The 24,155-nt window shown below is 65.2% G+C and carries 20 protein-coding genes and 2 pseudogenes; 14 read left to right on the plus strand and 8 right to left on the minus strand.

Annotated features, from left to right (window positions below; genetic code table 11):
• The first annotated feature begins 257 nt into the window (after nt 1–257).
• Genes J8I35_RS31170 through J8I35_RS31180 form a run of 3 tightly spaced genes read left to right on the plus strand, consistent with a single transcriptional unit; the run spans nt 258 to nt 3,872 of the window.
• Entirely contained in the window at nt 258–1,484 is a 1,227-nt protein-coding gene (locus J8I35_RS31170; protein ID WP_209928789.1) for an aromatic ring-hydroxylating dioxygenase subunit alpha, read from the plus strand.
• Nucleotides 1,481–2,878, plus strand: a complete 1,398-nt coding sequence (locus J8I35_RS31175; RefSeq protein ID WP_209928791.1) for an SLC13 family permease — start codon at nt 1,481–1,483, stop codon at nt 2,876–2,878. Before J8I35_RS31170 ends, J8I35_RS31175 begins: the two co-directional genes overlap by 4 nt.
• A gap of 22 nt (nt 2,879–2,900) precedes the next feature.
• Nucleotides 2,901–3,872: a PDR/VanB family oxidoreductase gene (locus J8I35_RS31180; RefSeq protein WP_209928793.1), complete on the plus strand. Its 972-nt coding sequence runs from the start codon at nt 2,901–2,903 to the stop codon at nt 3,870–3,872.
• Between the two features lie 53 nt (nt 3,873–3,925).
• Here the strand turns inward: J8I35_RS31180 and J8I35_RS31185 are convergent, their stop codons facing one another.
• A complete protein-coding gene (locus J8I35_RS31185) occupies nt 3,926–4,804 on the minus strand; it encodes a LysR family transcriptional regulator (protein WP_245170506.1) in 879 nt (292 codons plus the stop codon).
• Nucleotide 4,805: 1 nt separating this feature from the next.
• Entirely contained in the window at nt 4,806–4,979 is a 174-nt protein-coding gene (locus J8I35_RS31190) for a hypothetical protein (protein WP_160300523.1), read from the minus strand.
• Nucleotides 4,980–5,002: 23 nt separating this feature from the next.
• Between J8I35_RS31190 and J8I35_RS31195 the strand changes: the two genes are divergently transcribed.
• From J8I35_RS31195 to J8I35_RS31210, 4 genes are all read left to right on the plus strand, one after another.
• The gene (locus J8I35_RS31195) at nt 5,003–6,175 is read left to right on the plus strand and encodes a CaiB/BaiF CoA-transferase family protein (protein WP_209928803.1); all 1,173 of its coding nucleotides are present in this window, start codon (nt 5,003–5,005) and stop codon (nt 6,173–6,175) included.
• Nucleotides 6,172–7,011, plus strand: a complete 840-nt coding sequence (locus tag J8I35_RS31200) for a MaoC family dehydratase N-terminal domain-containing protein (protein ID WP_050016099.1) — start codon at nt 6,172–6,174, stop codon at nt 7,009–7,011. Before J8I35_RS31195 ends, J8I35_RS31200 begins: the two co-directional genes overlap by 4 nt.
• Nucleotides 7,012–7,059: 48 nt before the next feature.
• Nucleotides 7,060–8,409, plus strand: coding sequence for an MFS transporter (locus tag J8I35_RS31205; protein WP_209928805.1), 1,350 nt, complete (start codon nt 7,060–7,062; stop codon nt 8,407–8,409).
• Between the two features lie 79 nt (nt 8,410–8,488).
• Nucleotides 8,489–9,352 carry a CoA ester lyase gene (locus tag J8I35_RS31210; RefSeq protein ID WP_209928809.1) on the plus strand — a complete coding sequence of 288 codons (864 nt, stop codon included), beginning with the start codon at nt 8,489–8,491 and terminating at the stop codon, nt 9,350–9,352.
• Here J8I35_RS31210 and J8I35_RS31215 read toward each other — a convergent pair.
• Nucleotides 9,310–9,588, minus strand: coding sequence for a hypothetical protein (locus J8I35_RS31215; protein ID WP_089490227.1), 279 nt, complete (start codon nt 9,586–9,588; stop codon nt 9,310–9,312). The two genes, J8I35_RS31210 and J8I35_RS31215, sit on opposite strands and share 43 nt — an antisense overlap.
• Complete coding sequence (locus tag J8I35_RS34745; protein WP_245170507.1) at nt 9,582–10,091, minus strand: hypothetical protein; 510 nt, start codon at nt 10,089–10,091, stop codon at nt 9,582–9,584. The genes J8I35_RS31215 and J8I35_RS34745 overlap by 7 nt, the downstream gene beginning before the upstream one ends.
• Nucleotides 10,092–10,301: 210 nt before the next feature.
• Between J8I35_RS34745 and J8I35_RS31225 the strand changes: the two genes are divergently transcribed.
• The 3 genes from J8I35_RS31225 to J8I35_RS31235 all read left to right on the plus strand — a co-directional run bounded on the left by J8I35_RS31225 (nt 10,302) and on the right by J8I35_RS31235 (nt 12,726).
• Nucleotides 10,302–10,619, plus strand: coding sequence for a co-chaperone GroES (locus J8I35_RS31225; RefSeq protein ID WP_209928829.1), 318 nt, complete (start codon nt 10,302–10,304; stop codon nt 10,617–10,619).
• A gap of 80 nt (nt 10,620–10,699) precedes the next feature.
• The gene (groL, locus tag J8I35_RS31230) at nt 10,700–12,322 is read left to right on the plus strand and encodes a chaperonin GroEL (RefSeq protein ID WP_124595165.1); all 1,623 of its coding nucleotides are present in this window, start codon (nt 10,700–10,702) and stop codon (nt 12,320–12,322) included.
• Nucleotides 12,323–12,438: 116 nt separating this feature from the next.
• Nucleotides 12,439–12,726 carry a hypothetical protein gene (locus J8I35_RS31235; RefSeq protein WP_209928811.1) on the plus strand — a complete coding sequence of 96 codons (288 nt, stop codon included), beginning with the start codon at nt 12,439–12,441 and terminating at the stop codon, nt 12,724–12,726.
• A 162-nt stretch (nt 12,727–12,888) separates the two neighbouring features.
• Here J8I35_RS31235 and J8I35_RS31240 read toward each other — a convergent pair whose 3' ends face one another.
• Nucleotides 12,889–13,797 carry a manganese catalase family protein gene (locus J8I35_RS31240; RefSeq protein ID WP_050016090.1) on the minus strand — a complete coding sequence of 303 codons (909 nt, stop codon included), beginning with the start codon at nt 13,795–13,797 and terminating at the stop codon, nt 12,889–12,891.
• A 464-nt stretch (nt 13,798–14,261) separates the two neighbouring features.
• Between J8I35_RS31240 and J8I35_RS31245 the strand changes: the two genes are divergently transcribed.
• A complete protein-coding gene (locus J8I35_RS31245) occupies nt 14,262–15,401 on the plus strand; it encodes an Nramp family divalent metal transporter (RefSeq protein WP_209928813.1) in 1,140 nt (379 codons plus the stop codon).
• Nucleotides 15,402–15,444: 43 nt separating this feature from the next.
• On the opposite strand, the gene J8I35_RS31250 is transcribed toward J8I35_RS31245, so the two are convergent.
• Nucleotides 15,445–15,723: a hypothetical protein gene (locus J8I35_RS31250; RefSeq protein ID WP_050016086.1), complete on the minus strand. Its 279-nt coding sequence runs from the start codon at nt 15,721–15,723 to the stop codon at nt 15,445–15,447.
• Between the two features lie 482 nt (nt 15,724–16,205).
• Between J8I35_RS31250 and J8I35_RS31255 the strand changes: the two are divergent.
• A pseudogene (locus J8I35_RS31255) lies at nt 16,206–20,238 on the plus strand (CheR family methyltransferase).
• Nucleotides 20,239–20,401: 163 nt separating this feature from the next.
• Complete coding sequence (locus J8I35_RS31260; protein ID WP_209928818.1) at nt 20,402–21,406, plus strand: chemotaxis protein CheB; 1,005 nt, start codon at nt 20,402–20,404, stop codon at nt 21,404–21,406.
• A gap of 33 nt (nt 21,407–21,439) precedes the next feature.
• Here J8I35_RS31260 and J8I35_RS31265 read toward each other — a convergent pair whose 3' ends face one another.
• Both J8I35_RS31265 and J8I35_RS31270 read right to left on the minus strand, forming a co-directional pair.
• On the minus strand, nt 21,440–22,732 hold the full coding sequence (locus tag J8I35_RS31265; protein ID WP_089490232.1) for a divalent metal cation transporter: 1,293 nt from the start codon (nt 22,730–22,732) through the stop codon (nt 21,440–21,442).
• Between the two features lie 178 nt (nt 22,733–22,910).
• Nucleotides 22,911–23,513, minus strand: coding sequence for a TetR/AcrR family transcriptional regulator (locus J8I35_RS31270; RefSeq protein WP_209928821.1), 603 nt, complete (start codon nt 23,511–23,513; stop codon nt 22,911–22,913).
• Between the two features lie 416 nt (nt 23,514–23,929).
• Here J8I35_RS31270 and J8I35_RS31275 point away from each other — a divergent pair.
• A pseudogene (locus J8I35_RS31275) lies at nt 23,930–24,155 on the plus strand (sel1 repeat family protein); the annotation flags it as partial.

A 24,155-nucleotide genomic window follows, 5' to 3' on the forward strand; every position in this document is an offset into this window, starting at 1 on the left:
CCGACGCGCGGCGTGTCGATCTCGGCGATCGCGCGCACCGTTCGTCTTTTTAATTATACACATCGACCGATTTCTGGTGATGCGGCGGCGATGATGGGCTGAAAATTGTGGATTTTCCCGCCTTGCATTTTTCCTTCACTTTATTTAGTCTAAAAAAATAGATTTATCGACGGACGTATCGCGACTCGAGGGTTCGCCGGTACGCAGCCGTCTCCGGGGCGATACAGCCCGCTACAACCTGAGAGAGAGGTGTATTCATGCTTGACCACGCCACCAACGAATTGCTGACCCGCGTGGGGCCCGGCACGCCGTGCGGCGAGTTGCTGCGTCGCTACTGGCATCCGGTCGGTTATTCGTCGGAGCTGGCCGAAGCCGGCCAGACGAAACGCGTGCGGATTCTCGGCGAGGATCTGGTGCTCGCGCGCACCGGCAACGGCGGCGTGCTGCTCGTGCAGGAGCGTTGCCCGCATCGCGGTGCATCGCTGCTGTACGGCTTCGTCGAGGAAGCCACGATCCGCTGCGCGTATCACGGCTGGCAGTACAACGCGGCCGGCGAATGCGTGGAGCGGCCGTTCGAATCGGCGAAGGCGAGCCGCGTCTGCAAGAAGCTGATCGACAGCTATGCGACGCACGAATGCGGCGGGCTGATCTTCGCGTACATGGGGCCGGCGGAGCACAAGCCCGCGTTTCCGAACTGGGACATCCTCGTGCGCAACGACGGCGTCCGCCATTTCGAGGTGCAGGACGATCTCGCGTGCAACTGGTTCCAGGTGCAGGAAAACGCGGTCGACGTCACGCACACCTTCTATACGCACTCGAAATACTTCGAGCGCCTCGGCATGCGCGACGCGTCCGGCTTCGGCAAGCCGTTCAAGCGGTTCGGCTTCCAGCGCTTCGACTGGGGCATCGTGAAGAGCTGGGAATACGAAGGCGAGGGCCGCGGCTGGGGCAACCTGATGGTGTTCCCGAACATGCTGCGGATCATGACCGAGATGCACTGGCGCGTGCCGGTCGACGATACGACGACGCGGATCGTCTGGGTGTCGTTCACGCCGAACGCGGACGGCGCGCAGCCGCCCGCTCACGAGGCGCCGAAGATCGTCCGGCAGCCGGCGCGCACCGACGCGGCGGGCCGCTACCTGATGGACACGTTCATGAGCCAGGATGCGATGGCGGTCGAGACGCAGGGCCCGATCTTCGATCGTTCGCGCGAGAACCTCGGCGCGTCCGATCGCGGCATCGTGATGTTCCGCCAGATGCTGCAGGAGCAGATCGACGCGGTCGCGCGCGGCGAGCGGCCGGTCGCGAACGTGTACGGCGGCGCGCCGGACGTGACCGACCTGCGCGCGTGGATGGGCGGCTATCTGCCGATGAGCTGCGCGCCGGACCCGACGTTCCGCCAGCAGCGCGAATTCGGCGACATCTTCGACGAGTCGCACGTCGAGTACGAGATCCCGGCGAACTCGCCGGTGATGCGCGCTTGAGCGGCGGTGCGCTCGGCGGGCCGGGCCGCGGCGCCGGCATGCTGACGGCCGGCCGCGTCACGGTTGCGCTGCTCGCGGCGGGGCTCGCGAGCGTCGCCGCGCTCGGCGCGCGCGGCACGGTGTCGGCCGGCGACGCACGCATCGTCGCGATCGTGTTCACCTGCATCGTGCTGTGGGCGACCGGCGCGGTCGCGAGCCTGTGGGTGTCGCTGCTGTTTTTCTTCCTCGCGGCGACCTGCACGCCGGTGCCCACCGCCGAGATCTTCTCCGGCTTCGGGTCGAGCGCGTTCTGGCTCGTGTTCAGCGGCGCGGCGATCGGCTTCGCGCTGAAGGAGAGCGGCCTGAGCGAACGGATCGGCATCGCGCTCGCGCGCCGGATCGGCGGCTCGTATCTGAAGGCGCTGCTCGCATTCGCGACGCTGAGCTTCCTGCTGTCGCTCGTGATGCCGTCGACGTTCGGGCGGATCGCGATCCTGATTCCGATCGCGATCGGCTACTGCGACGTCGTGAAGCTCGGCGCGCACGCGAACGGGCGGCGCGGCATCCTGCTGCTCGTGATCGTCGGCTCGTACGAGCTGGCTGCCGCGGTGCTGCCCGCGAACCTGCCGAACGTGATCATGGCGGGGATTCTCGAGCAGTCGCACGGGATGCATCTGCGCTTCTCCGAGTATCTGCTGCTGTTCTTTCCGGCCGGCGTGATCGTGCGCGGCGCGGTGCTGGTGTTCGCGTCCTGGTGGCTGTTCGCGGATACGGTCGGCGAAGTCGAGATACCGGCGGCGCGCGTCGCGCTCGGCCGCCGCGAATGGCACGCGATCGTGCTGCTGGCGATCACGCTCGCGTTCTGGTTCACCGACGCCGTGCATCGCATCGCGCCCGGCTGGGTCGGGCTCGGCTTCGCGCTCGTCTACTTCGGCACGTCGCCGCCCGCACAGCTCGAGCGCTTCACCGCGACGCTGAAGATGGACCTGCTGTGGTTCATCGCGGCGATCATCGGGCTGACCGCGCTCGTCAACCATCTCGACATGCGCGTGCCGGACACGCTCGCGCTCGACGCGCTGCGCGACAGCCCGATGCTCATGTACTTCGCGCTGACCGCGCTGTCGATCGTCGTCTGCTTCGCGGTCACGTCGAATGCGGAACCGGCGCTATACGTGCCGATCGTGTCGCGCCTGCTCGCGCAGGGGCTGCACCTGAAGGCCGGCCTGCTCGCGCAGGTGATGGGCTATGCGACCACGGTCCTGCCGTACCAGTCGCCGCCGATCGTGTTCGGCAACGCGCTCGCGCAGCTGGACCGGGGGGCGGTGCTCCGGTACTGCATCGCGACGGCGCTGCTGGGCGTGGTGTTCGTGATCCCGATCAATGCGTTGTGGTGGCGGCTGATCGGGCTGCTGTGAGTTTTCCTGAACGGTGAATCCAATGATCGAAAACGATCTGCTTGCCGCGCGCGTGATTGCGCGCGAGCGCGTCGCGTGCGACGTGATTTCGCTGCGGCTCGTCAGCGACGCGCCGGGTCTCCCCCTGCCCGCGTTCGAGGCCGGCGCGCATATCGACCTGCATCTGCGCGACGGGCTCACGCGCAAGTATTCGCTGTGCAACGATCCGGTCGAGCGCGGCGTGTACGAGATCGCGATCAAGCGCGAGCCGGCGTCGAGCGGCGGCTCCGCGCACGTGCACGATGCGATCCGGGTAGGCGACGTGCTGCGGATCGGCGCGCCGCTGAATTACTTCCCGCTCGCGCCGGACGACAGCCCGGCCGTGCTGCTCGCCGCCGGGATCGGCGTGACGCCGTTACTCGCGATGGCGCACAGCCTGATGCGCGCGGGGCGGCCGCTCGCGTTCCACTACTTCGTGCGTTCGGCCGACGCGGCCGCGTACGGGGCGACGCTCGCGTCGCGGCTCGCGGACGTCGCGACGGTGCACACGGGGCTGACGCCCGACGCGACCCGCGACGCGATCGCGACGATCGTCGGCGCGATGGATTCGCGCTCGCATCTGTATTTCTGCGGACCGGCGCCGTTCATGGCGGCCGTCGACGCGATCGCGCGCCCGGCGCTCGGCGATGCGCGGCTTCATCACGAGTATTTTTCCGCGCCAGCCGCGGAGCCTGCCGACGGCGAGGCCGACGCGTTCCGGATCGAGCTCGCGCGCTCGCAGCGCGCGCTGCTCGTGCCGCCGGGGCAGTCGATCACCGATGTGCTGTACGAGCACGGCATCGCGGTCGCCACGTCGTGCGAGGCGGGCGTGTGCGGCGCATGCCGGACGACCGTGCTCGAGGGCACGCCCGATCATCGTGACGCGTTCCTGAGCGCGGCGGAAAAGGCCCGCAACGACTGCATGATGCCGTGCGTGTCGCGATGCCGCGGCGAACGGCTGGTGCTGGATCTCTGAGCCGTCACGGAGCGCTGAGTGAGGCCGATGTACTTGTTTTATTTTTCGGCGAATCACTCCGAAGCATGGCACAGCGTGTCGACCAACTTGTCTCGGTACAGGTTCTTCTCTGCCGGACTGCGCTGTACGCATACGTGCAGGTTACGCTGAGACCAAGGCTCGATCAGCGGGATGACCGCGATCTTTCCTTCATCCGATGATTCGATCGCTGTTCGCGGAACGATACCCATTCCAGCTCCCGACGATACGAGGCGAGCGATAGCCCGATAACCGGATACCTGCACGCGAATGTCGAGTCGTCCATCCAGCGCGGCGGCATGGTTCACCAGAAACGTGTGCAGCGCCGCCCCTGATTGCAGACTAATGAACGGCTGACCCAGGCACGCCTCGAAGCTGACTTCGCTCTGCGTGGCGAGCGCGTGGGTCACAGGCGCGAGCAAGACCAACTGGTCCTTCTTGTACGGTACGAATCGCAGCGCCGAATGCCCGGAATCCAAGGCCACGACACCGACATCCGCTCGACCGGCCACCACCGCGGCGACGATGTCGTGACTCAGTCGTTCTTCCAGTGTGATGCGCACGCTCGGGAACGCCGCGAAGAAACGAGCGAGGTCGTCCGGCAGATGGGAGCTGATCGCGTTGTTGTTGGCGAATACGGTGACGTGCCCGGTCATTCCCTCGGTGAAAGGCAAAAGATCCGAGCGCATTTGGTCGAGTTGAGCGAGACAACGCCGTGCGTGCTCCACGAGAACCTGGCCCGCCGCCGTCAGCGCGACGCCTCTCGGATGCCGACTCAGCAACGTCACCCCTACCGAGTCTTCAAGATTCTTCACGCGAAGGCTCGCAGACGATGGCGCAAGGTGGCAGCGTTCGGCGCCGCGCGAGACGTTGCCTTCTTCGGCGACGGCGACGAACACCTTCAGGTCAGTCAAGTCATAGCTCATCGTGTTCGAATTTGGCGAAGATGACGCCCGCTTTATAGCACAGCAGCACTCGCCAGCTTGCGGTACGCAAATTGCTGCATTGCACGATTTCGTTAATTCCGAACGATCCTTTCGTGAAATCTCGCTGTAATCGACCGCCGCGTTTTCCGATACTGGTCGCCATCAACCTAACTCGGGAAGGCAGTGATGGTCGCATCAGTGGGTGAAGCATCCTCGGCGAAGCCACTCGCCGGCGTCGTCGTCGTCTCCATCGAACAAGCGCTGGCGGCGCCTTTGTGCACAGGACGCCTGGCGGAAATGGGGGCGCGGGTCATCAAGATCGAACGCGCGGAAGGCGATTTTGCGCGTGGCTACGACGCGGCCGCGAACGGTCAATCGTCGTATTTTGTCTGGACAAATCGCGGCAAGGAATCGGTCGTGCTGGACTTCAAGGACGCCGATGACGCCGCCCTCCTGCATCGGCTTATCGCGGAGGCCGATGTCTTCATTCAAAACCTGGCGCCCGGCGCATTGGATAGAGCCGGATTCGGCAGCGAACGACTGCGTGAAATGCACACGCGTCTGATCACCTGCGATATCAGCGGCTACGGCACGAACAACGCTGCGAGCCATCTCAAGGCGTACGACCTTCTCGTGCAGTGCGAAAGCGGTCTGGCGGGTATCACCGGCGCACCGGATGCATGTGGGCGCGTTGGCGTTTCCATCTGCGACATTGGCGCGGGGATGAACGCGACCATTGCGGTGCTGTCGGCTCTCGCGCTTCGCTCGAGCACCGGCAAGGGATCGGGTGTCTCGGTTTCCTTGTTCGACGGTGCGGCGGACTGGATGACGATCCCCTACGTACACCACGTTTACGGAAATGGAGCACCTGCACGCCAGGGGCTGAAGCATCCTTCCATTGCGCCGTATGGCGCGTTCAAGACCAAGGACGGTGACGAAATCGTCATCAGCATTCAAAACGAGCGCGAGTGGCGTCAGTTCTGCTCGGCGTTCCTCCAGCAACCGGACGTGGCGGAAGACGCGCGCTTCTCGTCCAACACGAATCGCGTGCAAAACCGCGCATCCCTCGAACGGGTGATTGCCGACGCATTCGCGAAGGTCGACTCCAGCGAAGCACTTCAACGCCTGTCAATCTCGAACACCGCGTATGGTCAGGTTCGCTCGGTTGCCCAGATGGCTGAACACCCCGCGTTGCGGACGTGGCCGATGACAGTCGACGGCGAAGCATTGCGAATGATTGCGCCGGCGGTTCGCGCGCCGTGGGACAGCCAACACTTTGATGCAGCACCTAAGTTGGGAGAACACACCGAGCGGATTCGCGCCGAGTTCGCCACGAAACTAGTGGGAGAATTCGCATGAGCGTCGTCGACATTGCCCACCTCCGCGAATGGATCGGCAAGAGCCAGTCCGACCGTGACGTCCTGTCGTCGCGCCACGCGCGACTGATGGCCGCGACCCTCGGAATGCCTCAGTCCGACTTCGTCGACGGCGCACGATTGCCCCCGCTTTGGCATTGGCTCTATTTCCTGAGTGGCGACGCACCTTCGGCGCTCGGTCGAGACGGGCACCCCGCAAGAGGCGGCTTCCTGCCTCCCGTCCCGTTGCCGAACCGCATGTGGGCCGGGGGCAAGCTCGAATTTCATGGCGACCTGCCGCTTGGCGCGGAAGTTGAAAAGCGTTCGAGCATCGCATCGGTCGAGCACAAACAAGGACGAAGCGGCGAACTCGTCTTCGTGACCGTCCTGCATGAAGTCGTGCGCGAAGGGAAGGTGCTTGTCACCGAGCACCACGACATTGTCTACAAGGAAGCGTCGAAGGGCGGCGCCACGCCTGCGCAAACGGACATGCCCCAACCGCAGCGGACGCGTCGAGTGAAACCCGATTCGACGATGCTGTTCCGCTACTCCGCGCTGACGTTCAATGGCCACCGCATTCACTACGACGCGGACTACTGCCGAGCGGTCGAGGGCTATCCGAATCTCGTGATTCACGGGCCCCTCAATGCAACGCTCCTTGCAAGCTTCGCGGAGGAAGTGAGCGGACGTCGCCTGAAGCACTTTCGTTATCGCGGCATTCAGCCGTCGGTGCTGGGCAACGAATTGGAGTTCAACGCCGCGCCAGACGGCGACCCACTCGTCGTTTGGGTGAGCCTGCCCGGCGGTGCAGTGTCCATGCGAGCCGAAGCCTCGTTCTGAACGCACACAAATTTGCCTCGACAAAATTTTTCAAGATTGGAGACATGGATGCACCCGAACGCCCCTCTCGGTCAGGCCGATGCCTCGACCCTGTCGAAAGACTCAAAGCGCATCGAGCGCCGCGCCGCAATCGCAAGTGTCATTGGCACCACGATCGAATGGTACGACTTCTTCATCTACGGCACCGCAGCCGCGCTCGTTTTCCCGAAGCTTTTCTTTGCACACGGCAGCTCGGAAGGCCTCATGGAGTCGTTCGCCACGATTTTCGTGGGCTTTCTGTCGCGCCCGTTGGGCGGAGCCATTTTCGGTTACATGGGTGACCGTGTCGGCCGCAAATCGACGCTCGTCGCCACGCTGACCTTGATGGGCGTTGCGACGTTGTTCGTGGGGTTACTGCCCACCTCGCAACAGATTGGACCCGCTGCCGGCTGGCTTCTGATCGGACTTCGGTTCCTCCAGGGAATCGGCGTGGGCGGCGAGTGGGGTGGCGCTGTCCTCCTGTCAATGGAAAGTCATCAAGGCAAGCGTCGCGGCTTCATGGCGTCGTTGCCGAATGTTGGCGTTCCTCTCGGCCTCGTTATCTCGGTGCTCGTGTGGAGCGTCTGCAGCCGCTGGAGCGGCGACTCGCTGATGGAATTTGGCTGGCGCGTTCCCTTCTATGCAAGCGGCGTGCTTTTGGTGTTCGGCCTGCTGATTCGTATGGGCGTGCCGGAGACCCGGGATTTCGTCGAGGCCAACAAGTCGATCGATCGCACCAGGAGTCCGATTCGGGAAGCCATCAGAACCGAGTGGAAAGCGATATTGCTTTCGGCGCTCGTCCGTCCCGGCGAACAGGCCGCGTTCTACATGCTCACGTCGTTTGCCATGCTGTACGGTTCGAAGAACCTTGGCCTCGGCAAGGCGTTCATCCTGAACGCGGTGTTGATTGCTGCTGTCGTCGCGTGTTTCGCGTTGCCGTACTTTGGGCATCTGGCGGACCGTATCGGCCGTCGGAAGACCTACATGTCGGCAGCCATCTGCATGATGTTGTTCGCTTTCCCGTACTTCGCCTTGCTCAATACGAAGATTCCGCTCGCCGTCATTGCAGGCACGGTCGTCATCATGGTCATTCACGCGGCGCTCTACGGGTCGCAGGCCGCTTTCATTGCCGAGTCGTTTCCTCCCGGCATTCGCTACAGCGGTGCGTCGCTTGGATACCAAGGCGCGTCGATTATTGCCGGCGGCCCCGCACCGATGATTTCGCTCTGGCTGTTTCAGACGTTCCATTCCGCCTACGCCGTTGCCGCTTTTCTCGCGGCCATGTCTGTCGTCAGCGCGTGCGCGGCGTTCTTCCTTGGCAGGCAAAAGACTGTCGAACAGAAGTCGGTATCAGAGCGTTTCGTAGAGGTCGCTCGCTAAGCTCATCACGATGCTCGCGTCGGAAGACCGATGCCTGTTACGGCTTGCAAGACGCAAGCTCAGCCCCTGGACAAATCGTATGTATCCGAGATCCTATTTGTTCGTTCCCGGCAATCGACCGGAACGATTCGACAAAGCGTGCGCTGCGGGCGCAGACGCGGTAATCATTGACCTCGAAGACGCGGTGCCACCCACCGCAAAAGCGCAGGCTCGTGATGCCGTCATGTCGTGGCTCAGGAATGGTGGACGAGCGTATGTGAGAGCGAACGCGGTGGATACCGAGTGGTACAAGGACGATATAGCGGCTCTTCGGACGTGTCGGAGCCTCCAGGGCATCGTCGTCCCCAAGGCTGAGCGAGCCGACCTGCTGTCGAACCTTGCGAACGAGATCTCCGATGAAGCGGCACTGCTGCTGCTCATCGAGACCGCGGTTGCATTTGATGACCTCCGCTCGCTTGCGAAGGTGCCGAAAGTCGAGCGCCTTCTGTTCGGAACCTTGGACTTTCAGGTCGACACCGGTATTCAAGGTGATGGCGATGAGCTCGTGTACTTCCGCTCGCAACTGACCATAGCGTCACGGATTGCCGGCATCGCGGCGCCCGTGGACGGAGTCACTGCAGCAATCGATGATGCCCAGAGGATCCGTCGGGATACGGTTCGAGCTCGCAATCTCGGTTTCAGGGGCAAGCTGTGCATCCACCCCAAACAAATCGAGCATGTACACGCGGCTCTCCGCCCTTGCCTGGAAGAGATCGAGTGGGCGCACCGCGTCCTTTCTGCCGTTCAGGAAAGCGACGGCTCGGCCATTAGCGTCGATGGAAAAATGGTGGACGCCCCTGTCATTGCCAAAGCGAATGACATCGTAAGCAGTTCGGTCGCCGAGTCGGCGACCGAGCCGCGTCATCCGGCGTCGTCCGATGGCGCGGCGGGCGCTTCGCCTTGACCGCCGCGCTCCGTCGTCGACCCATGGCTCAGGCGGGAAGCGATGTCGGCCCCGAGCGCATGGAGAATCGATCGGCCTTTCTTCGTCAGATACGCGCGTCGGCGGCCGGGGGCGCCATGTTCGAGCATGACGAGTTGCCGTTCGAGCAACGCATCGAGTTCGGCGCGATTCATGTCGAGCTGATCCGGCGCCTGGCACACCAGCATCAGCGTCGCGAATTCATGCGGGCTCAGCATGGCCGCCCCCCGTCGCGTACGGCGCCGCCGACAGCGGGCATGACGCGGAAAAACGAAACAGGGTGCACCACGCGTCCGCGCGCGGCGATCCGACGGCGCGGCGGCTTCGGTCGGCCGATCGCGGCGGGTTGGGGCGCGCCGCGCAACGCGAACGGCTTGCGCACAGCACGTACGCGAGCGCCGGTCGGCGCGAAGCGACGCGTGCCGTTGCGCGCCGCCCGCAGGCCGACCGGCAGGCCCGTGACGACGCGGGCGGCGCGTCGCGGTCGGCGGCCGACCTCCGGCAGCCGATCGAAGATAAAGTAAGGATCGTTCATGATTCGCTCCGGGTTGAACCTCGCACGGAGGACAAACCGGACTACGCGCTCCAGTTCGTCGATCCACGAGAGGCCTCGTTGACAAACCAATCGAAACACGCAGCGCATAAGCCGCGGCTGCTTGAGCGCTACCCAAAATAGGATGGGAAGCGCGGATTTCAAGCGCCGCTTCGCGACGATTCGCATGGCCCGTCGCGAGACAACCGCCGATCATCAAACAGTCCATTCCGTGTTGAAACATTTTGTTACAAACGTCCTTTTTTCACCCTCTTGAAGCGCGCTTCCCGCGCCACTATTTCGCTTTTCGCCAATCGATGGCACGCCGGCGCAGCGCAGCCTTGCGCACGCGCCAGCGGATTCCCTTTTCCAGGTGATCTCATCGCTCAGGAGATGAAAATGCAGATTCGTCCCCTCTACGACCGGGTTATCGTCAAGCGAATCGAACAGCAGCGGACGACGGCCTCCGGCATCGTGATTCCCGATTCGGCCGCCGAACGGCCCGAGCGGGGTGAAGTGATGGCGGTCGGCAGCGGCCGGCTGCTCCAGGACGGCTCGCAGCGCCCGCTGCAGCTCCAGGTCGGCGACCAGGTTCTCTTCGGCAAATATGCAGGCCAGACCGTGAAGGTGAACGGCGAGGAACTGCTCGTGATGCGCGAAGAGGACGTCATGGGCGTACTCGAACCCGAATCGCCGGCCGCCAGGAAAGCGGCCTGAATGCCGATTCGGCCGCGTCGCACGGGTGGCAGCCCGATGCGCGCGGCATCCCGTTCAACGACTGTATCCGGAGCAAGAAAATGACTGCAAAAGACGTGAAATTCCGCGATGGCGCGCGCCAGCAGATCGTCAAGGGCGTGAACGTGCTGGCCGACGCGGTGAAGGTGACGCTCGGCCCGAAAGGCCGCAACGTCGTGATCGAACGCGGCTTCGGCGCGCCCGTGATCACGAAGGACGGCGTGTCGGTCGCGAAAGAAATCGAGTTGAAGGACCGCTTCGAGAACATGGGCGCGCAGATCGTCAAGGAGGTCGCATCCAAGACCGCCGACGTGGCCGGCGACGGGACGACCACCGCCACCGTGCTCGCGCAGGCGATCGTGCAGGAGGGCATGAAGCACGTCGCGGCCGGCATGAATCCGATGGATCTGAAGCGCGGCATCGACAAGGCCGTCGGCGCGGTGCTCGACGAGCTGCGCAAGCTGTCCCGGCCGATTTCGACCCACAAGGAAATCGCGCAGGTCGGCGCGATTTCCGCGAACTCGGACGAGGCGATCGGCAAGATCATTGCCGACGCGATGGAGAAAGTGGGCAAGGACGGCGTGATCACCGTCGAGGACGGCAAGTCGCTGGAGAACGAACTCGACGTGGTCGAAGGCATGCAGTTCGATCGCGGCTACGTGAGCCCGTATTTCATCAACGATCCGGCGAAGCAGGCGGCCTATCTCGACGATGCGCTGATTCTGCTGCACGACAAGAAGATCTCCAGTGTCCGCGACCTGCTGCCGATCCTCGAAGCGGCGTCCAAGGCCGGCAAGCCGTTGCTGATCGTCGCCGAGGATGTCGAAGGCGAAGCGCTCGCGACACTCGTGGTGAACTCGATGCGCGGCATCCTGAAGGTCGTCGCCGTCAAGGCGCCGGGCTTCGGCGACCGACGCAAGGCCATGCTCGAGGATCTCGCGATCCTGACCGGCGCGACGGTCATCTCGGAGGAAACCGGCAAGCAGCTCGACAAGGCCACGCTCGAGGATCTTGGCAGCGCGAAGCGCGTCGAGGTGCGCAAGGACGATACGATCATCATCGACGGCGCGGGCGATGCGGCGCGCATCGACGCGCGCGTGAAGTCGATTCGCGTGCAGATCGACGAAGCGACGAGCGACTACGATCGCGAGAAGCTGCAGGAGCGTGTCGCGAAGCTCGCGGGCGGCGTGGCGGTGATCAAGGTCGGCGCGGTCACCGAGGTCGAAATGAAGGAGAAGAAGGATCGCGTCGACGATGCGCTGCATGCGACGCGCGCCGCGGTCGAGGAAGGCATCGTGCCGGGCGGCGGCGTCGCGCTGCTGCGTGCGCGCGCGGCGCTGTCGGACATGCGGGGCGCGAATGCGGACCAGGACGCCGGCATCCGGATCGTGCTGCGCGCGCTGGAGGCGCCGCTGCGCGTCATCGCGGCCAATGCGGGCGACGAACCGTCGGTCGTGGTGTCGAAAGTGCTCGAAGGCACCGGGACCTTCGGCTACAACGCGGCGACCGGCGAGTACGGCGATCTGGTGGACGCGGGCGTGGTCGACCCGACCAAGGTCACGCGTACCGCGCTGCAGAACGCCGCGTCGATCGCGAGCCTGGTGCTGACGACCGATGCGACCGTCGCGCAAGCGCCGAAAGAGGACAGCGCCGAGCCGGCTCCCGCGCCCGAACTCGGCTACTGACCGGCGTCGCAGGCTTGCCTGCGATCGTCGAACGGCCGCTGGCCGGAGCGGCCTTTCCCGGCGCGCGCGACAGCGGGGGCGCGCCGCGCCGCCTTTTCATGTTTGCGAAACCGACCATGAAGCTCGAACTCTCGATCGATTCCAGGCCGCTGCACGTCGAACTCGACGACGTCATCGCCGGCCTGCTCGCGGCGCGGCTCGGCCTGCCTCCGGACGGCGACCATCGCGTCGCGATCGGCCGCTACCTCGGCGATGCGGCGGGGCCGTGGACGCTGGATGACGACCATATGCGCAAGCGCGTGATGCGCCGCCTGATTCTCGACATCGCCGATCCGACGCTGGTCATCCAGTACCTGATGGCCGACCAGGCCGACCAGGCCGGGCGCGGCGAAGCAGGCGCCTGACGCACGCCGAACACGCGATGGAGCGTGCGAGAGCGCGTGCGCGTCGCGCAGCCAGTCCATCGAACGTTCGTCGCCTGCAGCGTCAGGCTGTTGTCATTTCATCATCAGTAGAACGAAGAGGCGCTCGCGGTGATGTCCGAGCGCCCGTCTTCGCGCTTCCGGTCAGGTACCACCGTCCGGCTTGCCGGGCGCGCGGCTCTGCGGGACCGGCTGGCCTGCACCCAGTTCGGCGCCCGTCACCGGGTCGCTGTTCGGATCGGACGCGAGCCGCTGCGCCATCGCCTCGATGGCGTCCACCTGCTGCGGCTCGAGCATCCCTTCGGCAATACCGGTGCCGCCGTCGACGGCCGGCTCGGCGTCGCGGATTTCGAGACCCTCTCCATGATTCCAGGGGCCGACCAGCGGCGCCGCGTCCGGCTGCATCCGGAAGTACACGCTGTCGTACGGCGCCTTCGGCGGTAGCTTGCCCGGCGGGAAATGCGCGGTGATCGCATACAGCGCCTTCTCGAACGACTTCAAGTGCGAGACCTCGCGCGTCATCAGGAAGCCGAGCGCGTCCCGAATGCCCGGATCGTCGGTCACGTTGATGAGCCGTTCGTAAATGATCTTCGCCCGCGCTTCGGCCGCGATGTTCGAACGCAGGTCGGCGGTCGGCTCGCCGATCGTGTCGATGTACGCGGCCGACCACGGCACGCCGCCGGAATTCGTCAGTGGCGCGCCCGCGCCGTACAGCACCTGCGTCACGTGGCTGTCGTTGCCCGCCCCGTGCAGCTTGCGGTACAGCTCGGCCTGTTCGTCGACTGCTTCGGCGAGTTCGCCTTTGGCGCCGCGGTTGAGCATCGCGGCCATCGAGCCGATCACTTCGAGGTGGCTCAGCTCCTCGGTGGCGATGTCGAGCAGCATGTCCTTGCGGCCGGGATCCTCCTCGGTGATCGCCTGAGTGAAATAGCGCATCGCGGCGGCGAGTTCGCCCTGCGGGCCGCCGAACTGCTCGAGCAGCAGATTGGCGAGGCCGGGGTTCGGCGCGCCCACGCGCACCGTGTACTGAAGCCGTGTGTTGTGGATGAACATGGCATCTCCATGGAAAGGGTTGCGCGACATTCGCGGTGGCGACCCAGCACGAATCGATCCCGTGGCCACCGCCACAGCCGGGTACGCGCGGTGCTGGCTGGTGCGGGCTGTGTAGCGGCAGCGGTTTCCCGTCGACGCCGGCAGCGTTCGTTGAGTGGCGCGCGTATCGCGACGGCAGGCGACAACGGCCGGCGAGGCACGGACGCGCGCCGGATGGAGACGGCGCGACCGGGTCGCGAGGCGTCGCTTCTCGCGAACGGCGCGGACCGCTGTCGATGCACGGATGCGGCACGCGGGAAGGGTGGAGTCGACGGCAATACGAGCGCGCATCGCATGACCTGAAGCCCTCGTTGCCGGATTTTCAAGCAGTTGTCATTTCGGCGGCATGGGCCGTACCACGCCGGGCAAGGGTGCGGCGCGGCGCGTCGGCACGCACGTGATGGCGGTTTTGAAAAGGAGTGCAGATGGCGACGCTCGACAGGAACGCGGCGACGGAGCGCACCGCGATGGACATGCGCGAGGTGTTTGCCGGCCGACGGCGCGGGCCGCAGGCGGCGCTGCCGTTCGCGGGGCCGGCGATCGTCGCGTCGGTCGCCTATATGGACCCCGGCAATTTCGCGACGAACATCCGGGCCGGCGCGCAGTTCGGTTACACGCTGCTCTGGGTGGTGCTGATGGCGAACGGCATCGCGATGTTGTTCCAGTCGCTGTCCGCGAAGCTCGGCATCGTCACCGGCCGGAATCTCGCGGAGCTGTGCCGCATGCATTTCCCGCGGCCGCTGGTGTTCGCCATGTGGCTCGCGAGCGAACTCGCCGCGATGGCGACCGAGCTCGCCGAATTTCTCGGCGGCGCGATCGCGCCGGTCGCGTGGGCCGACGTCGCGTGGCATGCCGTCGTGCCGGAATGGCCGCGCGGCGATGCGTTGATGGTGTCGGTCGGCATTGTCGGCGCGACGATCATGCCGCATGCGCTGTATCTGCACGCCGGGCTCACGCAGCGACGCGCGGCGGGGCTCGACCACGCGCAGCGCCGGATGATGGTGCGCTTCTCGGATCGGGAAGTGATCGTCGCGCTGTCCGTTGCGGGTGCGATCAACATGGCCATGATCGTGATGGCGAGCGCGGCGTTTCATGCCGACCATCGCGATGTCGTGGAAATCGAAGCGGCGTACCGGATGCTCACCCCGTTGCTCGGCCCGGTCGCCGCGACCTGCTTTCTCGTGTCGCTGATGAGCGCCGGCATCTCGAGTTCCGTCGTCGGCACGATGGCCGGGCAGATGATCATGCAGGGCTTCGTCGGGTTCCGGATTCCGGTCTGGCTGCGCAGGCTCGTCACGATGGCGCCCGCGTTCGTCGTCGTCGGGATGGGCGTCGATTCGATGCAGGCGCTCGTGATCAGCCAGGTCGTGCTGTCCGTCGTCCTGCCGGTGCCGATGCTGGCGCTGATTTACTTCTGCGGACGACGTGACGTCATGGGCGCCTTCGCGAGCGGACGTATCGCGCGCTGCGCCGCGCTTGGCGCGACTGCCGTCGTCGTCGGGCTGAATGCCGTGTTGCTGGCGGGGCCGATCGGCGCGATGGCGTTGCGGTTGGGCGGCGACTGAACGGCCCGAGCGTCAGCGTCCGGACGATCGCGGCAGCCCGTGTTCAGCGCGCTTTCAGCATTTCGTCGGCGAGCCGATAGGCGCTGACCGCGCGCTTCGATTCGTAGTCGGCGATCGTCGACACGTTGCGCCCGGCGTCGCGCGACAGCAAGCCCTGCAGCGCGGCGGCGGCGAAGAAATCGCGCAGGTCCGGCGTCGCGGATTTCGGCTCCGGCGGAGCGGCTTCGACGATCGGCCCCGCTTTCCAGAAAACGGGCGACGGCGTGGCTGCCTTGGAGACGGCGGCGGTTTGCTTGCTCACATCCTGGGAAAACGGCGTCATTTCTTCCCCTTCGATTCAGTATCTGTTGGCGAAGCAGCGTAACGTCCCCGACTGCGTGGGCGAGCATCGTTTCGTTTTGTTTTTGAGCGGTACTAACCACTTGATCGACGCGAATATTCGCCGGTAATACGGCATCCGTCAAAGGAAATAAATTGAATCCGACGGGCCGGCGCCCGAGCACGATTCGTTCCCGGTGGCGATCGGCGGGGGAGGCATCGCGTTGCGCCAACCGACGGAAATGGTATGTCGGCACGAATGACGTTCCGGTGACACACCCGTGTGCGGGCGTGGTGCTCCGCCGCACGAGGGTTGCAAGCCTCGCGTCAGGCGCCCGGTCGCGCTTTCCGGTGCCGTGCAATGCGCATGGAAGCCTAGGGGGAAGTATCACCAGCGGGATCGTGGGACGACCGGACGAGGGCGATGCGACCCGGCACCGATCGGCGCTCGGCACACGATGTTCCGCACACCATCAGGAGAATTCAATGGCACGGCAAGCGCCTACGCACAAGGAGCTGCCTCCATCGCCCGCGACGTTGAAGAGCGATCTGTCGTTTCCGGTAGTGGGCATCGGTGCGTCGGCAGGCGGCACGATGGCCTTGCAGACCTTTTTCGAGAGCGCGCCGACGGGCATGGACATGGCGTTCGTCGTCGTCGTCCATCTCGCGCCGGAACAGGTCAGTCATATGGACGCCGTCCTGCAGCGCACGACGGGCATGCCGGTGCATCAGGTGACGTCCACGGTACCGATCGAGAAAAACCATATCTACGTGATCGCACCGGGCATGCAGCTCGAGATGTCGGACGGTTGCCTTCGTTGCCGCAGCCGTGACCCGTCCGACGAGGTTCCGTTCACGATCGACCACTTCTTTCGGACGCTGGCGGACGCGCACGACTGGCGCGCGGTCGGCATCGTGATGTCCGGCACCGGCTCCGACGGCGCCGCGGGCTTGAGCCGCATCAAGGAGGCGGGCGGCATCACGCTCGCGCAAACGCCGGACGACGCCGAGCACGCGGAGATGCCGCAGCACGCGATTGCGATGGCGCGCGTCGATATCGTGCTGCCGGCGGCCGAGATGCCGCAACGGTTGCTCGAACTCTGGTCGAATGCGCGCCGCATCGAACAGCAAAGCCTCGAATTCGCGCAATCGCTGCACAACGTCGATCGGCCGACGGTCAACGATCCCGAACGGGCGCTCTCCGACATTCTGATGCACCTGAGGGTACGCACCGGCCACGATTTCAGGCTGTACAAGCGGGCGACCGTGCTGCGACGTATCGAGCGGCGCATGCAGGTCAACGGCCAGCGCGATCTCCTCGCGTATCGGGATTTCCTGCGGGCCACGCCGGAAGAAGCGAACGCGCTGCTGGCGGACATGCTGATCGGCGTGACCCAGTTCTTCCGCGACCGCGAAGCCTTCGATTTCCTCGAACGGGAAGTGATCGGCTCGTTGTTCGCGTCGGAGTCCGGCGAGGAGCAGGTACGCGTGTGGGTGGCCGGATGCGCGACGGGCGAAGAGGCGTACTCGATCTCGCTGCTGCTGGCGCGGGCGCGCGAGGCCGCGATGTCGAGCCAGGCCATCCAGGTCTTCGCGACCGATATCGACGAAGCGGCGATCGTCCGCGCGCGGACCGGTTCCTACCCGCTGTCGATCGCGAGCGACGTGCCCGCCCCGCTGCTGCAGCGGTATTTCACGCGAGAAGGCGCGCACTACGTGATCGCGAAGGCGGTACGCGAACGTATCCTGTTCGCGGCGCACAGCCTGCTGCGCGATCCGCCGTTCTCGCATCTCGACCTGATCTCGTGCCGCAACGTGCTGATCTATCTCGAGCGGGCGGTGCAGCGGCAAATCCTGGAGCTGTTCCATTTCGCGTTGCGCCCCAACGGCTATCTGTTCCTCGGCACCGCGGAGTCCGCCGACGCGTCGGACGATCTGTTTGCCGTCGTGGACAAGAAACGCCGGATCTACCGCGCACGCGTCGTCACGCATCGCGCGAAGCCGGCCACGGGCTTTCCGCCGCTGTTCCAGGTCGAATCCAGCGCATCCGACGAAGGAATCGAACGTCGTTCATCTGTCGGATAACGCGGGCCGGTTCCTGCGGCACGTCGGCGGCGAGCTGTCGAGCAACATCATGACGCTGGTGTTGCCGGATCTGCGGCTCGATCTGCGCACCGCGATTTTCCGTGCGCTGCAAACGGGCACGAGCGTCGAGGCGCGCCGGGTGAAATGGGCACACGATGCCCGCGTGTCGTAGATCAACATGACGGTCAGGCCGTTTCACGACAAGGTCGCGAATGCGGAATTCCTGCTCATCGTGTTCGACGAGGTGGCCGGCCGCATGACCGAGGAGGACTAGGTCGAGACGAGCGGGCAGGATCCGGGTCTGGCCCAGCTCGAACAGGAGCTGCAGCACAGCCGCGAGCAACTCGCGACGATCATCGAGCAGTACGAAACATCCGTCGAGGAATTGAAGGCGTCGAACGAGGAGCTGCAGGCGATCAACGAAGAGTTGCGCTCCACGAGCGAGGAGCTGGAAAGCAGCAAGGAGGAACTGCAATCGGTCAACGAGGAGTTGACGACGGCCAACGCCGAAATGCAGGCAAGGATCGAAGACACCGCGAAAGCGAACGACGACCTCCACAACATCATCGCGTCGAGCGAGATCGCGACCGTGTTCGTCGACAAGGAAATCCGTGTCAAGCGGTTTACGCCCAACGCCACCGCGATTTTCAATCTGATCGATACGGACCTGGGTAGGTCGCTATTTCATATTACCCACGCACTGCGGTATCCGACGCTGGCAGACGACGTCCGGCAGTCGTTTCAGTCGCTGCGGCTGATCGAGCGCGAGATCGAGAGCGAGGCCGGCCGGTGGTATCTGATGCGCCTGCTGCCCTACCGGACGGCGGACGACCACATCGACGGCGCGGTGATCACGCTGATCGACATCACCGACCGGCATCACGCGGAAGAGGCGGCGCGGGCAGGCGAGCAGCGCCTGCGTCTGGTCGCGCAATCGACCAAGGACTACGCGATCATCATCCAGGACGGCAACGGGTCCATCGTGAGCTGGAACGCCGGAGCGGAACGCATCTTCGGCTATACGGAAGAAGAGATGATCGGCCAGGACGTGGATCTGATCTACGAGCCGAGCGACCGACAGGCGCTCGTGCCGACGCGCGAGCGCGACATCGCGACCCGCGAAGGGCGCGCGGACGACGAGCGCTGGCACCGGACCAAGGACGGACGGCGGATTTTCTGTAGCGGCGTCGTCACGCCGATTTCCGATACGTCGTTCAACGGCTTCGCGAAGATCGTGCGCGACATGACGCTGCGCAAGCAGAGCGACGACGCGAACCGCGAAGCGCTGGCGCGGGAACAGGCGGCACGCGAGCAGGCGCTCAGTTCGAGCCAGCTGAAGGACGAGTTCATTGCGGTGGTGTCCCACGAGCTGCGGCATCCGCTCAACCTGATCGGCGTCAAGTCGGAAATGCTGCCGCGCCTGCCGGAGACGCGCGACATTCCCGCCGTGCGCGACGCCGCGGATTCGATTCGGCAGGCCGTGCGCGCACAGGCGCAGATCATCGACGACCTGCTCGATCTGTCGCGCATCCAGACCGGCAAGCTCGCGCTCGAGCTGGGCCGGGTCGATCTGACGGCGATGTTGCGCAGCATCACGGATACCTGCGAGCTCGACGTGCACGCGCGCGGCCTGATCCTGCAAACGGAGCTGCCGACGGAGCCGGCCATCGCGCTTGCCGATCCGGTGCGATGCGAGCAGATCTTCTGGAACCTGATGTCCAACGCGCTCAAGTACACGCAGCCGCACGGCGAGATCGTCGTGCGGCTCGCGCATGAGGGCAAGATGCTGCGTGTCGACGTGATCGACGACGGGCGGGGGATCGACGAAGATACGCTGCCGCATGTCTTCGACATGTTCCGGCAGGCGCCGCGCGACCGGACCCGCGGCGGTCTCGGTATCGGGCTGGCGCTCGTTCGGCAACTCGTCGAAATGCACGGCGGCCGGATCGCCGCGACGTCCGACGGCCCGGGGTCCGGCACCACGATGACGGTATGGCTGCCGGCCGCACCGATCGAGCGCGCCGTGTCTGCGGGCAGCGGCGTGCCGGAGGGGAATATCGCCGGCCTGCGCGTGCTGCTGGTCGAGGACGATCAGGAGACGGCGATGTCGCTCACCGCGCTGCTGGAACTGGCGGGGGCGGTAGTCCAGACCGCGAAAAACGGAGCCGCGGCGCTGGCGATGCTGCAGGAGGCGTCCGTCGATGCGATCGTGTCCGACATCGGGCTTCCCGACATGGACGGCTACGCGTTGCTTCGCCGGATCAAGGCCGATCCGCGCTGGGCCACGCTCCGGACCGTTGCGCTGACCGGCCGCAATCGCCAGGACGATGTCCGGGCCGCGGCGGAAGCCGGCTTCGACAGCCATCTGTCAAAACCGCTCGATTTCGGGATGTTGCTCGCGGCACTCGGCGACGCGCGTCGGGACACCCGATGACCGCCGACGGCCCGCGCGTGCGTCGCGGGTCGTTCGGGCGCGGCTTGCCACGGCGGCGTTTCCGGCAATCGCCATTCGACCCGCATTGCGGCGTGGGCGGCCGCCCGTCGCGGAATCCCGGTTCAGGCACCCGATTTGCGGCTATCTCCGCAAAGGGGGGGCTATGGATCGTCGAGATATCGTCGTAATCGCATCGTCCCGAGGCGGTCTCCCGGTCCTCCGGACGCTGGTGGCCGGCGTCGCCGCGGATTTTCCGGTGCCGATTTGCATCGTGCAGCACATTGGTCGACATCGGACGATGTTGCCGGAGCTGCTGTCGCGATGGGGTACGCTGGATGCGAGCGTGGCGCTACAAGGGGAACCGCCGCAAGCGGGCAGAATTTACGTGGCGCCGCCCGACCGGCACATGATCGTGCGCGACGGAAATCTATGGCTGCTCGATACCGCGGCCGAGAACTTCGCCCGACCGGCCGCCGATCCGCTGTTCCGGTCTGCCGCCCGCGAATATGGCGCCGGTGCGATCGGCGTCGTCCTCAGCGGCGATCTCGATGACGGCGCGGCCGGCCTGGCGGCGATTCGCGCACGGGGCGGCTACGGTATCGTTCAGGACCCCGACGAATGCGAAGCGCCGTCGATGCCGCGCAGCGCGCTGGCCGCGACGGGAGCCGATGCGGTCGCAAAGGCCGGGGAACTGCCGGGGACCATTCATGCAGCGGTCTACGGCGCACGTGTGAAGGAGCAGCGGAAAATGGCAGACTTGCGCGACCTGGACCATGAGAGCCGGATTGCAGAGGACGGCCTCGTCGACCCGGGACTGCTTGACGAGATCGGGACGCGTTCCGCCCTCACGTGCCCCAGTTGCAACGGCGTGCTCTGGCGCATGCGCGACGATCGTCCGTTGCGATATCGATGCCATACCGGGCATGCGTTCTCCGTGCTTTCGCTCGACGACGCCGAAGCCCAGAAAGCAGAGGATGCGATATGGGGGGCCATCCGCGCGGTTCACGAGCGCATGATCTTTGCGCGCGAGCGCCAGGAATGGGCGCGCCGCACGGGCAACGCCGAGGACGTCGCGATCGAACAGGCTCGCATCGACGAAAACCAGCGGCTCGCGGACGTGCTGCGCAATGCGGTCGGCGCGGCGATAAACAGGGGCGAACTGAAGTGAGCGCAGCGACCCGCGCCAACCGCGCCGCGGGCTTTATCCCGGTACGAACACGCCCAGCGCCGCGATCGCCATCGCGAGCGTCGCGATCCATCCGCCCCACGCAAGCGTGCCGCTGACGGCGAACTCCCCCATGACGCGTCTGCTTCTCGCCATCAGCATCATCACGACCATGATCGGCACGGCGCTTACCCCGTTGATGACGGCGCTCCAGTAAAGCGCGCGGATCGGGTCGAAATGCGTGAACGTGAACGCGATTCCGCCGACGATCGCCAACACGATCACCGCATAGAATTCGGGCGCGACGCCCAGCTGCAACGCGAGACTGTTGCGCCAGCGGAACGTGCCGGCCGCCGCATACGCGGCCGATCCCGCGAGCACCGGCAGCGCCAGCAGGCCGGTGCCGACGATGCCGAGCGCGAACAGCACGTACGCGAAGTGACCGGCAACCGGCTCGAGCGCCCGCGCGGCGTCCGCGGAAGTCTTGACGTCGATGTGATGCGCGTTCAGCGTGGCCGCCGCCGTCAGCACGATGAAGAACGCAATCACGTTCGAGACGCCCATGCCGAACCACGTATCGAAGCTGATCCGACGCAACTGCGCGGGCGCCTGACGCGGCATGCGTCGCAGCGGCCGCTGGTTCGGCGCGGCGCGCAATTCCTCGACTTCCTGAGACGCCTGCCAGAAAAACAGATACGGGCTGATGGTCGTGCCGAGCACCGCGACGACCGTGGTCAGATAAGCGGCGGTCAGTTGCGCATGGGGCTGCACGATCGCGCGGCCGACCTCGGCCCAGCTGACGGGCACGATGAGGGCGACCGCGACATACGCCAGCAGCGTCAGCGCGGTCCATTTGAGCAATCGCGCGTAGCGGTCGTACGGAACGAACACCTGCAGCACGACCGACACGCCGCCGAGGCACACGATGTAGAGCTGTTGCGGGCCGGGCAGCAACAAATTGACGGCCGCGCCCATGGCCGACAGGTCGGCCGCGATGTTGATCACGTTGGCCGTGATCAGCAGCACGACCGTCCCGTACAGCAGCCATCGCGGATAGTGCGTGCGCATGTTGGACGCGAGACCCTTGCCCGTCACGCGGCCGATTCTCGCGCTGACCAGCTGGATGGCCGTCATCAGCGGGTACGTCAACAGCAGCGCCCACAGCAATTCGAAGCCGAACTGCGCACCCGCCTGCGAATACGTGCCGATGCCGGAAGGGTCGTCGTCGGCGGCGCCGGTGACGAGGCCGGGACCGAGACGCCGGACCCACGTGGCCGCATTCGGGGCGGGCTCCGTCGGCTCCGGCTGGAGAAAATCGTTGTCGTTCATGATCGCGGCCTCCCGGGAGTCCAGCAGGCGCAATCGCCGTGCCTGGTCGGGCGCGTCGCGCACTGGCGGCCCGGGCGGGCGTTACGGCCCGTTCGACTTCGCGATGTCGCCTGCGTCGACCTTGCCCGGCGCCTTCCCACCGACGGTTTGCCTGCAATACGACGGCGCGCGACCTGCGTTACGTCGGGCTAGCCGCACCGTCGGCGGCCGGAACCGTCGCGTGCATCGCCTGTTCGAGCAGGGCGTGCGCGGCTTGCCACGCGCGCGCGGCAGCAGCGGAATCGTTGAACGCCCGTGCCTCGACCGTGGCGCCATCCAGCAGCATCATGAAGACCGTTGCCAGCCGGTTGGCGGCTTCGGGCGGCACGAGGGCCTCGATCAGTTCTGCGATCCATTCGACCATTTTGCGGCGATAGCGGATCGCGACATCCGAGATCGGCGCATAAGCGGTGCCGAATTCGGCCAGCGCGCGCTCGAACAGGCAGCCGGCAAATTCAGGCGTCCTGAACCACGCCGCGTACCAGTCGAAGATGGTCTTGACGCGCTCGACCGGATCGGCGACGTGCTGCAATTGCGCGGCGATGCTGCCGACGATCAGGTCGTAGCGCTGGAGCAGCACTTCGCGGATCAGCTCGTCCTTGCTCGCAAAATGCCGGTACAGCGTCATGCGGGCGACACCGGAATCGTCGATGATCCAGTCGACGCCCACCGGATGGAATCCGTGCCTGGAGAACAGTTCGGTCGCTTTGTCTACCACTAGCTGGCGTTTGTTGGCTCGCACGAACGGCTTCCTCCTCGATGTTTCAGCAGCATAGACCGATTATTCTAGCATCATGCCGCTCGACGAAATCGGCCTCCCGGCGCGGTCGGATTGCATTGCCGCCCGGCGATCTTCGCGTGCGGCGCCGGTCATCAAGTCATCTTGACTATTGGATAGACCGATATGTATCATTTGAATCCAGAAAGCATCGATCGGTATTGCGGGGATTCAGGAGGCGGAACACGAGGCTGCGTCCCGCTTGCTGTTTTCCGCCGCATCGGACGCTGCAACGATGTTTCAAGCTGAAAAGAGAACCTGAGAGAGCCTCGGTGTGCGAGCCCGCGGAACGTCTTCGCTGCGCGTCGCACCGCCGGGGGCATGCTCGCGGGCGAGCGCGCGAAGCAATACGGCGCCAATGAAACGTGAGGAAAGTACCCATGTATCGCCGTTTACTCGCACCGGGGCTGCTGTTGCTGCTGGCTGCGTGCGCGCAGGATCCGTCGATCACCTCCAGCACGGTACGGATCTGCGACGACACAGGTTGTTCCTATCGCCCTAAAGATCAGGTCTCCTATCAAAAAAGGGGCGATGCGGAAGACCGGGACGATCCACGCATCGCCGCGCTCAAGCAAACCGCGAAGACCCAGCCGAAGGCCGCCTACG

It is taken from the genome of Burkholderia sp. CpTa8-5 (assembly GCF_017815045.1).
Taxonomy (GTDB): domain Bacteria; phylum Pseudomonadota; class Gammaproteobacteria; order Burkholderiales; family Burkholderiaceae; genus Burkholderia; species Burkholderia sola.